Below are 12,768 nucleotides of genomic sequence, written 5' to 3'. Positions count from 1 at the left end.
TGATGGAATGAAGCATACTTGTGTTGACATGTCTATACATATACGCACATCCTGAATGTCGCGTAGCAAGCGCGCCCATGGAGACTGCAAATGGCAAATGCTTCAAGCCCTATCCGGGAGGAAATCCGCTCGATCGCTCCTTACAATGCCGGATTGACGCTGGAGGAGGTGCGGGCGAAATACCATATCGACGACATCGCCAAGCTTGGCTCCAACGAGAACCCTCTCGGCCCTTCGCCGATGGTGCGCACGCTCTTTCCCGATATCGGCGAGCTTGCCCGGCTCTATCCCGATCCGCAGGGCCGCGCCCTGTGCGCTCGACTGGCGGCCAACTTTGACGTGGAGGCCAACCAAGTCATTCTAGGCAACGGCTCGGAAGACCTGATCGCCGTCATCTGCCGGTCGGTAGTGCGCCCGGCCGATACCATGGCGACGCTCTATCCATCCTTCCCTCTGCACGAGGACTACGTGACCCTGATGGGCGGAAAGGTCGAGCGCGTCACCGTCACAGCGGATCTCACCATCGACATGAATGCGCTTCTTGCCGCGATCGCCCGCAAGCCGCGCATGCTGATGTTCTCCAATCCTATGAACCCGGTCGGCTCATGGCTGACACCCAGTGAACTAGCGAAGGCTATCGCTGCGCTCGATCCGGAAACTCTCATCGTTGTAGACGAGGCTTATGCCGAATATGCGGCAGGCGATGACTATCCCAGCGCAGCCGACATGCTGAAGGATAGCGGTTGCAACTGGGTCGTGCTGCGCACCTTTTCCAAGGCCTACGGCCTGGCCGGCCTGCGCATTGGCTACGGCATCGTCAGCGATGGCGGCCTTTGCGATTTCTTCAACCGCGCCCGCACCCCGTTCAACACGAATGCCATAGCCCAGGTTTCGGCAATTTCCGCGCTGGACGATGCGGGCCACCTGAAACGGTCCATCGAGGCCGCCAGTCTCGAACGTCAACGGATGGCTGCAAGCCTTGCCGCCATGGGCTACCGGATGGCGCCTTCGAAATGCAATTTCCTGTTCGTCGACACAGGGAAAAACTCCACCCAACTGGCCGTGGCCCTGCTCGAACGCGGTGTCATCGTCAAGCCGTGGAAGCAGACAGGCTTCGAGACCTTCATTCGTGTCAGCGTCGGTTCGATCCGGGAAAACGACCATTTCCTCCGCGCGCTGAAGGACGCGGGGGCACAAGGCTCTTCACCGGCTCTGTTCCGACGTTGAAGCTGCGGGCAGCGTGCCCGAGCGCAAGTAAATTTCCCTGACTCGATTGTGGAGGCTCCTCCGCAGCAGAAAAAGCCTCGTCCAAGCGGCGCATGCGCTTGCTATCTGGTCTCGACCGCCGACTGGGGGCCGCCCCAGCTAGCATAGTTGTCGCCGGTTTCGCGAAGATGCGTGTAACGCTTGAGGCGGACCCATTGCCTCCGGCCGCCTATCAAAAGTCTCTGTCTCATGATAAGTGAGGCCATCCCGCATAACGCGCACGCGTGCCCCGTAGCCGACGCTACCATCTTTTCGCTTTCGCGCGGTGATAGTTCCCATGACCGCATCCTCATTTGGTACATGGCGATTCCAGTTGGTGCATTGTGCCAAGTCCGGCGTCGAAATCGGCGGATTTGGCATAAAACAAGCGTGAACAAGACGGAGAAAAAACTGTTGCAAGCGCCTGAAAAAAAAGAAAAAGGCAACTACTTCAAAGCTCCCGTCTTCGCCGTCGCGCCGATGATCGACTGGACGAATTAGCCTAGAATCAGGCGGTGCAGCGGGCCATGTTGTACCGCGCGTCGTACCGCACTCAAGCGGCAACCTGCCGTCGTAACCACGCCACTTCGTTGCGTCGTGCTCGCGGCCCGGAAGGCGTAGCGGCCAGCACCTGCCGCACGGTCTTCTCAGCGAATCGGAAGTCAATTATCAGGTGCTTCCCTTCGCGGATCAGCTTCCAACTGTCCGCGCCGGCTTCGGCTGCAATGGATTTGATTTCGCGCGCAACGGCGAGCTTCATAGCGTGGCCTCCCTTTATTGTTGTTATTGTTGGGGCACGCTCGTATTGCACGAAATAGGCAGATCGTCAAGGTTGTGCAGGCCGCACGAGGCGGCCCGCGTTTATGTCGCCACGCCCGACTCGACTAGAATGTTGACGAACGCCCGCCGCTCGTCTGGTTCAACGCTTTTGACGTTGTAGACTTCGCCGCTGCGCGCGTTAACGGCCCGAAAGCCGCTGTGCATGGTGGCGACTTCGGTTTGCCAGCGGATTGTCAGCGCAACGGTTTGCTTGCCGGCAAGGCGGCCCGCCATAACCGTTTCCGTGCCGCGAAGGATCTGGATTCGGGCATGGGCGGAAAAGACCGTTACCCAGTCGCCGTACACATTTCCGTAGCCGTCATCAATTTCCTCGTAAAACTGGAAATTGACGACTTCCCGCAGATCACCAGCGCCGGTCATGCTGCATCATCCAGCTTTGAGCGATTGTCGTTCGCGCCGAGCAAGCCCATGTTCAACGGCTGGATATATTCATCGCCGCCTTCGATCCTGCTCATGTTCTCGTATCCGCGAATATCGTTTGCGGAAAGCCAGCCGCCCTCACGCGCCATGCGGTAAGCCGCATAGCGGGTCGACAGATCGCCTCTGGTAAGCGCGTTTAGGTCGTGCTCAATAAAGAGCGTCTTGCGCGCCTCTGGCGACAGGAGAGCGATATTCATGGCCATCTCGACGCGCTTGGCCCATGGTGCCAGGCACCGCATGACGAGGGCGCGGGATTCCTCGCCGATGTTGCTGTAGGTCGCATCGTCGGTGATGCCGGCTACGCTAGGCGGCACGCCGAAGACGCGGCAGATGTCGAGGTTAGACAGCTTGCGCGAATCCAGAAACTCGGAGTCCTTGCTGTTAAAGCTGAAGGTCTCAAACTTCGCTCCGCCGTCGAGGATCATTACCTCGTTGGCCTTGAGCGCGCCGACGAAGCGTTCCTTGAACTTCGCAGTCACGGACTCCTTGCCGGCCCCGCCGATCTTGTCGGGAAACACGAGCGCGCCGGCAGGACGGAACGCATTCTCCGCGGCAGCGCCGGCTTGGTCCTGCTGCGCCAATGCAAGGCCGAAAGCAGCCGCTGCAATCTGGATGGGCGACATGCCGAGAATGCCGTCCTTGGTCCGATAGCGGATGTGCAGCACCTCGTCTTGCAGCAGCGTTTCGGTGCCGCCGTCGGGCAGGGCGTGCTTATAGCGCAGACGGCCAGACTTGAGCACTTCGACCGTGACCGTGCCGGCTACGAGGGGATGCAGTGCCGTTACCTGGCCACGGCCGTTGCGATCGATACGAGCATAGGCATTGCCCTGGGTAAGCGCAGACGCAAGCAACCACTCTCGAGCCTCGAAGGCGGTAAGCCCTGGCGCGGTCTCGTCGTGCAGCACGCCATAGAGCGGATGCTCTGTTGCGGCTTCCCGTCCGCCATCTTCGGTCCTCTTGTAGACCTTCAGCGGCACGCTTGCGAGGTTTTCGGCGATGACGCTGATGCAGCGGTGTGCGACAGCGTGGCCGCTTGCCTTCTCAATGTCAGCGCTAGCCTGCCAGCGCGCGCCAAGGAACTCGCCGAGGAACGGGTCGCTAGTAGCGATGCGCGTTTCAGTTTTGCGGAATGGCCACATGGGAAGCCTCCAGTTCTAGGATTGCTAGCCGACGGTCGGTATCGGTGCGCTGCTGGCGAGCTCGTGCCTGAATGGACGTGCCGCCGTACGCGGGGAAGCTCTGCACGACGCTAATTTCGTGGAGCACAACGTTGCGGAGCGTGCGCTTATCGCCGCGCCACTCGTCTCCGCCTTCAGGGACGGTGAAGCCAAACGACATTCCGCCTAGGTCGGAACGGGCCGCCATGGCGAGGATATCGCGGCCAAGGCTTGTATCCGGAACGTCTATCGAGAACTTGAGTCCGCGCGCGTCTTCGGAGAGCTGCAACGTCCCGCTAGCCGTCCTTGCCAACACCTTGCCAGTGTCGTGATCGACCAACGCCAGAATGTCGGGCTGGCCGCGCAGACTGGCCGCGAAGGCGCCGGGGGCGATCGTCTCGTTAAAGTCGAGGATCCGGGTTTCTGTGCCGAACGTCGCCGCGTACCCGGTCAGCTTTCGGCCTTCGGCGCGAACCTCAGTCGCGATACGTTTCTCAATCACAGTGATTGCTCCCTAAAGGGCTGGAGAAGGGCGTCTACACCGAATGCAATGGCGCGTGGCGGTTCGGTCGCCGCAGCTTCGCGCGCGGAATACCAGTGCGACACAAGCAAGAGGATGGCGTGCTTAACGGGCGCGGGAACCGGGGCGGCAAGCGCCACCCCGATCTCCGACACGTACCCCTCGGCCGCCTCTAGGAGCGAAGTCACATAGGCGTCATCGGACGTGAATCCGATGCGCAAGTGCGCCTTCGCTTCAGCGAGGGTGACGGCCTCCATTAGGCGACGTTCTTGTAAGAGAACGCCTCGGTATGGCGGATCGCGATATCCGCATCGAGGAACGCGTGCAGGCGCAGGCCGCCCTTGCTGGCGTCGCTGTACGGGTTGGCAAGAATGTCAACGCCGCTCCACATGCCGAGGACCAGATTCGACCAGGCTCCGAAGATCAGCGGGTTTTCAGCTGCAACAACCGGAACGTTGTTGCTCGAAACGACGCGCTCGCCGTGGAAGATTTCCGACGCCGGAATGACGCGGCCCGTCGTGTCCTTGACCTTGCGAACCGCACCCATGAGGGCGGCATTGGTGAGGAAGCCCGTCGTGCCGGTCACGTCGTCGATTTCCAGCGCGGCAATTAGGTCAGCCGCAATGTCGGAAAGCGCCGTCGCTGCCGTCACATTCTCGGTTATCACAGAAAGAATCCCATCCGGCTCATTCGTGCCGCCACCCTGGATAGCCGCCTTGTCGAGCGCCTGAGCGAGAATGAACGCAAGGTCATTGCGGAGTACGTTTTCCAGCGCAACGCCATTCTGCAGCGTCAGGCGGCGGGAAAGGTACATCTCGCCGGCAACGGTCTTCGGCGCCAGAGAAACCTTGTCGAAGGTCGAATCCGAAGCAGTCGGCGCGCCGTCTTCAGCCACCCAGTAGGCAGTCGGGCCAGCCGTCAGGCGCGGCAGGTCGAGGTTGCCAGTCAGGCCGCTAATGATCGTGGCGCCCATGCCCTGCACGGCAAGGACGGGACGCAGGCGGTCGATCAGACCACCCATCGCGGTCGCAACCGTGTTACCAGCCGAGCCGGTGGTGAGCATGGCGCGCTGTTCGCCGAAGATTGCCGAAGTAGGGACCATAACGCCGCGGACTTCGCGACCCTTGCCGAGCTCTGCCGAAACTTCAGCTTCGCGGCCAGTCAGATTGCCAGCGACGGACTCGCGGATAGCCTTTGCGACGGAATAATCGCGGATCTCGTTTTCGAGCCGTGCATCCGGCTTGGCCTCAGCCTGGCGCTCAAATTCGGCGAGCGTTGCGGCGCGGCGGATATCCTTGTCGAGCGCGCGGACTTCAGCTTCCAGAGCGTCAAAGCGTTCCGGGTTGTCCGTTACCTTGCGCAGCTCAGCGATCTTAGAGGCGCGGTTTTCCTGCAGGTGTGCAATGTTCAAAGTAGTTTCTCCATATGGAAAAGGCGCCCTTCAGGCGCCCGTTGTGCGGCCGTAGCCGCGATGATGCGGGCCATGGTCCCGCTTGCTTATGCGGCGCGTGAGCGAAGCTCTGCGCAGGCCGCGATTATCCCGGCGACCAACTGGCCGATGGGAATGAGAATGATCGATTTGTCGATGGCGAGCCGGGGCACGTCGCGGTCGCTGATGAACCAGCCTGACCGAGGCGATAGCTTGCCGGCTGGGATAACGAAAACTGCGTCCGCGGCTGGCGGCTCCTGCATGTGCTCGTAGGCGCACGCGATCGCGGTTAGAAGGACCATGCCCCCGCGCTCCAGCTCATGGGCCATCCGCAGCACTGCGATGTCCTTGGGACTAAACCAGCGGCGGTGCCCGCGCTTTTCGCTAAAAAGCTCATGGGGTTGCCTGATGCACCAGACGTCGAGGGTGCTGCGTCGTATGCCGGCAAGGGTTGCGGCCTCGCCGACGGAATAGGCGCGCTCGCGCCAAGGGTCGGCCATCGCCGTTTCCTTTCATCAGTTGTAGGATTCTATGTTGGATAAAAAAGGGGAAGCGGGCCGAAGCCCGCCTCCCGCTATGCCCAATCAAGGGCAGCAATGGATCGGCAGATCCGTTGCAATTTGCGCGGGGTCACAACTCCAACGACTTGCCGTGCCTGCACCGCCCATGTCCCTTACAGGTGGCGGCAGCGATGCATGCTTTAAGGACTGGCCAAGCCCCAAGGGAGATAGCCGCCTGAAATCGAAATTGTCTATCTACTTCTAGTCATCCGCGCGCTAATCAGCGCATGCGTTCCTGCTATCCCTAGTCACTTCCAGGGCAATCAGGTCATGACCTCTCACTATAAAGGGGGACGAAATGCCAAAAGTGCCTCTCTCATCCCTAGTCATTCTGAGGCGGTTTGAGGTATACCTTCCACTCCTACCGCTCGGCGCACTGTTTCAGGTATGCCTCACCCCTTGGGGACTTGAGTGCGCGTGGGAGACGTTCCCCCCTTATTACAAACTTCGGGCCGGTCGAAGCATGCTTCCCACTTATTAGGAAGCTAGGGGCGTTTGAGTATATACTGGCTCACCTATACACCCGCCGAAAACGCGGAAAGGGACCGCTCTCGCCTCTCATACTAACCGCTCGGCGCACCGTTTGAGTCCGTACTCGTTTCGCACCCCTCTACTATACTCACCACGAAAACCCGGAAAGCCGACATTTCCGGCGAAAAAACTTACCCCGCCGCCAATGGATAGCGGCAAGGTGTTGCTGATTGGCAATAGATCAGCGGTTGAGCCGAAAGGTGGGATCGTTCCAAGGCGACTCCTGATTGCCAGCGCCTCGCTCGACGAGAACGGCATCGATCGCCTGTATTGCAATATGCAGGCGTATAACCTCCGCCAACGCTTCCTTGTCGTTCTGGTCCTTAACAGCGTCGGCAGCCTTGCCCCTCATCATGGCCAACTGCCCGCGCGTTATCGCTAATCCCTGTGCCATTCCAATCTCCTAGTTATGCCGCCAGCATGGCCAGCAAGCAGCCTGGCATTGTTTCTTCCTCGTGGCCCTGTGCGATTTTCAAGCCCATTGCAAGCGCGACGATACCATCTATGCGCCCACTCGCCTTAGACTTGTCAAGCTTGCGCGCGCCAGCCGGGTCTTTCGTGACGACAGCGTTGGCGGCGCACATGCGCATCAGGGGGTTGCCGGCGTGGTTTAGCTTCTGCTGGGCCACTGTGACCTCCAGAACGTCCACGGCTGGCGACATATCCTTGTAGCCCTGGCCGAACGGCACAAGCGGCAACTCGACGGATAGCTTTTCGAGCTCGCGCTTCAAGTCCTCGATCCGCCAACGATCGAAGGCGATCTCCTTGATATCGAAGCGGGCCGCCTCGTCGGCGATGTATTCGGCTACGAGCGCCGGATCGATGACCTTGCCGGGAAGCAGGGTCAGGCGCGCGTCCGCCTGTTTCGCCCAGACGTTGTACGGCACGCGGTCGGTATCGCTCTTGCCGTCAATATCGAACTCGGGAAGGAAGAACCGCGGCAGGACCGTGTAGCGGCCATCCTCTTCGGGAAACACGAGCACAAATGCTGTAAGATCGCGTGCCGCGCTCAAATCCAACGCCCCGAAGCATTCGCGCCCTTCCAGTTCTTTGTCGTCGATGGGGCCAAGATCGCAGTCGTTCCATTCTCTGGCCGCGATAAAGCGCACCGTGCCGTCTACCCGCTGATTGAGGACTTTGTTCCGAAAATCCGCTTCCTTCGACGGGATGCGCTGCGCCTGCATCGCCTGGCGCTCGACTTGCTCATATGACAGGAAGTCGCCGAGCGCCGGGTTAGCCTTCTCCCATGTAGCTGGATCCCACGGATCGTCATTCGGGCCAGCCGCGAACATGGCGAGGTGGAAGGATTCGTCCTCGACTTCGCCGGTCTTGATCTTCAAGCCGTAGTCAATCATTTCCGAGAAGAAATGCGTGTCGTCCTTGGCTTGCGTGCTGATGGCCACGATTAGCGGCTCGTCACGCGCGCCGAGGGCGGAGTCCATCGCGTCGAATAGATCGCGCTTCGGCCAGTACCCGATCTCGTCACACAGAACGAATGAGGGCGACAGGCCAAGTTTGCTATCAGCGTCGGCTGACAAGGCTTTGAGGACCGAGCCTTTGCCGGCGCCGTCGAGCACTTCAATCTCTTTCGAGAACCGGATGATATTGACGCGCTGCGAAAGCTCCGGATGGGCTTCCAACATGGCTTTGCACTCCGCCCATGCCTTCGCCGCCTGCGCCTTGTCCATTGCGCAAAAATAGATTTCGCCGCGCTCTTCTGCCTCCGGTCCCACGAGGTGGCAAAGCGCCAACGCCGCCGAAATGCCGGTTTTTCCGTTCTTTCTGCCCATCGAGAACACGGCAGTCCGAACCTGCCGCTTGCCGTCGTCATCTTCTGCGTAAACGGGCTCGAGGAACTCCTCGATTTGCCATTCGCGCAGCTTCAGCTTTGTTCCGGCAAGCTTGCCCTGGGTGACTGGCATGTCCTCGCAGAACGCGACTACGCGCTCTATCCGTGTCAGCCCTTCAGCCTCCCATGGGAGCTCCTCGCGCAGATTGTCGTTGGCAGCGACCTTGGCAGATTTGGGCTTTGCGCCGGGGCCTCTTAAACCCATAGGTCGCCCTCCTTTTCGCTAGTTGCGAATGAGTCGCATGAAACTAAGTCTTTGCGCGTCTCCCGCGCCGGTCCTTGGCCCGTCGATCGCCGTGATCCGAAGGCCGCCGGCTCTGCATCGCCACCCAGCGCCTCGCTGGTGCGTTCCCAGCCTTCGACGTCGATTGGGTTGCCGTCCACGTCGTAGCCCTTCAGAGCGCGACGGAAGCCCGTTGCATTCGGATGGTCCTTGGCGTTGGTCTTGATGTTGTGGCACTCAGTGCACATGGACATGAGACCATCGAGGGGAGGGAACGGATCGCCGCCCGCATTGATAGCGACGACGTGGTCAACGACGGTGGCAGGCTCTACGACTTCCCGCCGAATGCAGACTTCGCACAACGGCTGGATAGAGAGCTTAGCAGCACGCAAACGCTGCCAAGCTGCTGTTGAGTATGGCCATTTAGCCATTGGTCAGATTCTCTTTTTTATGGACTCTCTGCATGGACGGACGGACACCCCTAAAGGGGTGTGTCCATGTCCATCCATGCGAGAAGGTGTCGTGGTTGATAGATGGACGGCATGGACATCCATGATGGACGCTCACCGTCCATGGGGATCACGATGGCAAAAACCCAGCGTCCACTTGCTGGACTAGACCCTCGTCCAGCAGTGACCGCTTGGCTCGCTCGAACTGCTTGTTGAGTGCGTCTTGTGACTTGCCGCCACCATTATCGAATAGCTCTCGGCACTTGGCACGCCAGAGGGCCATAGGCACCGGCTCGCCGTCCACCGAAAGCTCAGCAAGCGCATGGATCGCCTTTCGTTTTGGCCCGCTAAGCAGCTTCTCGGCGGGGCCTTCACCCGCGCCAGGCACAACCACAGGCGCCATCGTCGGCTCGCCGTCAGCGTCAACACCCACCTGGACGCCTTCCATACGGAAGTGCGCAATCACACCCTCGTCGCCATCGTTCGCGCCGTCGCACTCAAGGATGTAGCCGGCGGCCTCTTTCTTCACAAGGAAGGAAGCGTCCACCGCGCCGTCCAGATCGATCGCACCCTTGCCGCGGTCGCCAGCCCATCCGGTGTGGTGGATAACGGTGACGTGGGAATCCGGCACAGCCTCACGAAGTGCGTCGCACGATAGGACGAATTTGCCCATGTCCTTCGTGGCGTTCTGATCGCCGGGGCCGAAAACGCGCGTCAAGGTGTCGATGACAATCCACACACACTTGTGGCCGCAGTCTTCCTCCAACTGGCGGATTGACGCGGCAAGGGCTTCAGCGTCGGCAACCGAGCTCGTCATGTCCAGCCTGCCGCCAATCACGGCTAGCGGTATCGTGCCGATGCCATGATGCTTGCGGAAAGCCATCATGCGCCGCTTGGTAAGCGCGCGCCGCTCGGCGGCTACATAGACGACAAGCCCTTGCTTGACCTTCCTGCCATGCCACTCCATGCCGGCCGCAACGTGGCAAGCCAGGTCTGTGGTGATGACGGACTTGCCTGATCCTGGCTTGCCAGAGAGCATGGTGAATTCGTTGACTCCGAAGACGCCTTTAACGATCGTCTCTTTCGGCATGTCTTCTTCCAGATCGCCAAACCAGTCGACGGCGAAGCGGTCTTTTGGCTTCTCAGGAAGGCCAATCCGGCGAGCTCCCTTGGATGTGTGGAACCACGCGTTGCCGTCAGCCGAGAAGACGATTTGACCCAGCGCGCCGTCGACCTTGGCGCTGAACAGCGTATTGCCGATAATCTGGCCGCCGTACGCGTCGCCAAAAGCTATCAGCCGCTTGTCGATCTGGGGTTCGTTGTCGTTGGCGGCAGGCGGAGGGCTGATCTTTTCCGCGAGCTTCAGAAGGCTCGCCGAAAGAGGTCCTGGCTTGTATTCCTTCGCCGGTGGTGCGGCGCCGATGTCACGGCCGATGATGCGCATGGCAATGTCGCCGTCAGCTTCCGGGCCGGCGATCTGCCCCATGTTGGGATTGCCCGTTTCGGGATCAAGCCATAGCAGCAGAGAGGTTGCGGAGTCGCAGCCATCGATTTCGTCAACTAGGATTGCCAAGCGGCTTGCTTCAGCCATGTCGGCTGGCCCGCTATCGCTGGATGGCTTCTCTAGGTTCGTCGGGCCGGCGCGGTCCCAATCGGGCTGGCCGTCTTCCTTGGCAGGGGCGACGACGACGTTTGCAGTGGCGTGCCCCCAGTCGGTGAGGCGGTCATAAATTCCGTAATACACCGAGGCGACGGCATCGAAGTCGTCGGCGGCGGCATGGCCATTGAGGATGAATTTCTTACGCTGCGCTACGGTCACTGGCTGCTCCGCCGTTCATGGCCGCTACTGCGGCATTGGTGATTTGCTGGGCAAGTTCCGGGTGGAACGATGCAGCATGCTTGCCGAAGGCTTTCGGTGCGAACGTGCGCAACCTGCCGTCGGGGCCTTCTTTCAGGGTGAGGCTGTAGAGCCGTAGGTGCGGCCCGATCTGCACGTCAAAGATGGCGCGCTCGTTCCTTCCGGCTGCTGGCCGGAGGTTGTGAATCTCCATATCGTCTCCTGTGGTGGGGTTTATGCCGCCGTTGCCGCACGCTTGTTGTCGTTTGCGTGCGCGTAGACTGCGGTGCGTCGCGCTCCGGCTAGGAACGCGTCAAGATCGGATTTGGCGTAGACCACGCCGCCGCCGATTTTCATGTAGACTGGCCCGATGCCGGTCATGCGGGTTTTATTAAGCCACGATGCCGACTTGCCGATGTATGCGGCTGCTTCATTCGTCTTGAATTTTTCGCTTGACATGATCTGTTTACACCCTGTATAAAGTTGACAGTGAAATTAAAATAAGCGCAGAGCGTTTATGCGCATAACAGGGGAATATAGCGGCAACACGTGCCGCTGTCAAGCTTTGTCAGATTTTTTCCTCTCGTCTCCTACTTCGTCACGACATCGAGCCACTTCCAGCCAGCAAACTTGTCGCCGACTTCCTTGATCTGCGCGTAGCGTTTCAGGGAGTTCCAAGAGCGGTGGCCTGACACGCTTGCGGCGAGCGGGATAGTCCTGCCCATTTCAAACAGGCGCGAAATACCCTCGTGCCGCAGGTCATGGAAAACAAGGCGATCCGCCTCTGGTGTATCTTCCTTGTTAATGCCAAGGAACTGGCAAGCCCGCGTGAAGGCTGCGGACATGGCGTCTCCGGTGTACGGGAAGATCTCCGGTTTGGTCCGCGGCATCGATTTAACGATGGCCATTGCCTCGGGCGTCAGTTCGCACCACGTATGATTGCCGCGCTTTTGTCCGGGATGTTTCATGTCGCGAACCAAGATGCGGCTGTGCGGCTCGTCAAGGTCATCCCAAAGGATGCGCGATATTTCCTCCTGCCGCCGCGTCGAGAAGATGGCGAACGCGATAAGCTTGCACATTGGGGCGCTGTGTGGCGCGCGTACCTGCCGATCGGTGAAATGCTCCATCAACTTGTCGAGCTCGGCGAGGGTAGGGCGGCGCGTGCGCTCTTCCGACTTGGAAGTCTTCTCAAGGCGCATGAGGGTTCGCTGGGCCGCTTGCATTTCGCCGTAGTCAAGGTCGATATCCCATGCCGCCTTTGCATCGCGAAAGACGGCGGCAAGGTGGCTGATGTAATTCGCGACGGTCTGAGGCTTTCGGCCGCCAGCCAGAAGCTCATCCGCGAACGAAACGATATCGACGCTGCGGATGGTGCGGCTGTCTTTAGATGCTATAGCGTAGGTCTTGATGCTGCGCAGGCATTGCGCCTTCGTCCGACCAATCGTCCTTTTCGCATCCACGTAATTGTCGATCGCGTCGGCAAGCGTGGAATCGCTCTTGGATAATTGCTCAATGGCGCCTGGCTTGTCGAGTTCCGCTTCGCGCCAGCGGATCCATGCTTCTGCCTCGCGCTTCCTGCCGAAGGTCTTAGCCTCTCGCCAAACGATCTCGCCGCCTTTCTTGCGTAGGATTTGTGCGGTATATCCGACCGTGCCGTCTTTGCGCTTGCGTGCGTTGATGGTTCCCATTGCGGTACAACATTGCTCCG

At 59.9% G+C, this 12,768-nt stretch carries 15 protein-coding genes; 1 reads left to right on the top strand and 14 read right to left on the bottom strand.

Annotated features, from left to right (window positions below; translation table 11 throughout):
* Window positions 1-90 precede the first annotated feature (90 nt).
* Complete coding sequence (locus AM571_RS11575; protein ID WP_074061520.1) at window positions 91-1,227, top strand: histidinol-phosphate transaminase; 1,137 nt, start codon at window positions 91-93, stop codon at window positions 1,225-1,227.
* A 571-nt stretch (window positions 1,228-1,798) separates the two neighbouring features.
* Here the strand turns inward: AM571_RS11575 and AM571_RS11565 are convergent.
* The 14 genes from AM571_RS11565 to AM571_RS11500 all read right to left on the bottom strand — a co-directional run bounded on the left by AM571_RS11565 (window position 1,799) and on the right by AM571_RS11500 (window position 12,748).
* Window positions 1,799-2,005 (bottom strand): hypothetical protein, encoded by a 207-nt coding sequence (locus AM571_RS11565; RefSeq protein WP_074061519.1) that lies wholly within the window; start codon window positions 2,003-2,005, stop codon window positions 1,799-1,801.
* Window positions 2,006-2,106: 101 nt separating this feature from the next.
* Window positions 2,107-2,445, bottom strand: coding sequence for a phage head closure protein (locus AM571_RS11560; RefSeq protein WP_074061518.1), 339 nt, complete (start codon window positions 2,443-2,445; stop codon window positions 2,107-2,109).
* Window positions 2,442-3,644 (bottom strand): phage portal protein, encoded by a 1,203-nt coding sequence (locus AM571_RS11555; RefSeq protein WP_074061517.1) that lies wholly within the window; start codon window positions 3,642-3,644, stop codon window positions 2,442-2,444. The genes AM571_RS11560 and AM571_RS11555 overlap by 4 nt, the downstream gene beginning before the upstream one ends.
* Window positions 3,622-4,164, bottom strand: coding sequence for an HK97 family phage prohead protease (locus tag AM571_RS11550; RefSeq protein WP_237358476.1), 543 nt, complete (start codon window positions 4,162-4,164; stop codon window positions 3,622-3,624). Before AM571_RS11550 ends, AM571_RS11555 begins: the two co-directional genes overlap by 23 nt.
* Window positions 4,161-4,439 carry a head-tail connector protein gene (locus AM571_RS11545; protein ID WP_074061516.1) on the bottom strand — a complete coding sequence of 93 codons (279 nt, stop codon included), beginning with the start codon at window positions 4,437-4,439 and terminating at the stop codon, window positions 4,161-4,163. The genes AM571_RS11550 and AM571_RS11545 overlap by 4 nt, the downstream gene beginning before the upstream one ends.
* Window positions 4,439-5,593 carry a phage major capsid protein gene (locus AM571_RS11540; protein ID WP_074061515.1) on the bottom strand — a complete coding sequence of 385 codons (1,155 nt, stop codon included), beginning with the start codon at window positions 5,591-5,593 and terminating at the stop codon, window positions 4,439-4,441. The genes AM571_RS11545 and AM571_RS11540 overlap by 1 nt, the downstream gene beginning before the upstream one ends.
* 86 nt (window positions 5,594-5,679) lie before the next feature.
* Window positions 5,680-6,111 carry a MerR family transcriptional regulator gene (locus AM571_RS11535; RefSeq protein WP_074061514.1) on the bottom strand — a complete coding sequence of 144 codons (432 nt, stop codon included), beginning with the start codon at window positions 6,109-6,111 and terminating at the stop codon, window positions 5,680-5,682.
* 772 nt (window positions 6,112-6,883) lie between these two features.
* Entirely contained in the window at window positions 6,884-7,096 is a 213-nt protein-coding gene (locus tag AM571_RS11530; RefSeq protein ID WP_074061513.1) for a hypothetical protein, read from the bottom strand.
* 13 nt (window positions 7,097-7,109) lie between these two features.
* Window positions 7,110-8,756, bottom strand: coding sequence for a terminase large subunit (locus AM571_RS11525; protein ID WP_081377064.1), 1,647 nt, complete (start codon window positions 8,754-8,756; stop codon window positions 7,110-7,112).
* Entirely contained in the window at window positions 8,747-9,205 is a 459-nt protein-coding gene (locus AM571_RS11520) for an HNH endonuclease signature motif containing protein (RefSeq protein ID WP_081377063.1), read from the bottom strand. The genes AM571_RS11525 and AM571_RS11520 overlap by 10 nt, the downstream gene beginning before the upstream one ends.
* 148 nt (window positions 9,206-9,353) lie before the next feature.
* Window positions 9,354-11,042, bottom strand: a complete 1,689-nt coding sequence (locus AM571_RS11515) for an AAA family ATPase (RefSeq protein ID WP_074061511.1) — start codon at window positions 11,040-11,042, stop codon at window positions 9,354-9,356.
* Window positions 11,023-11,274, bottom strand: a complete 252-nt coding sequence (locus tag AM571_RS11510) for a hypothetical protein (RefSeq protein WP_074061510.1) — start codon at window positions 11,272-11,274, stop codon at window positions 11,023-11,025. Before AM571_RS11510 ends, AM571_RS11515 begins: the two co-directional genes overlap by 20 nt.
* A 20-nt stretch (window positions 11,275-11,294) precedes the next feature.
* Window positions 11,295-11,519 (bottom strand): helix-turn-helix domain-containing protein, encoded by a 225-nt coding sequence (locus AM571_RS11505; RefSeq protein WP_074061509.1) that lies wholly within the window; start codon window positions 11,517-11,519, stop codon window positions 11,295-11,297.
* A 131-nt stretch (window positions 11,520-11,650) separates the two neighbouring features.
* Window positions 11,651-12,748, bottom strand: a complete 1,098-nt coding sequence (locus tag AM571_RS11500) for a tyrosine-type recombinase/integrase (protein WP_074061508.1) — start codon at window positions 12,746-12,748, stop codon at window positions 11,651-11,653.
* Window positions 12,749-12,768: the final 20 nt, after the last annotated feature.

The sequence above is a fragment of the Rhizobium etli 8C-3 genome, from assembly GCF_001908375.1.
GTDB classification, from domain to species: Bacteria; Pseudomonadota; Alphaproteobacteria; order Rhizobiales; family Rhizobiaceae; genus Rhizobium; species Rhizobium etli_B.
Note: the sequence above shows the minus strand (reverse complement) of the source record. Positions and strands in the feature narration are given on the sequence as shown.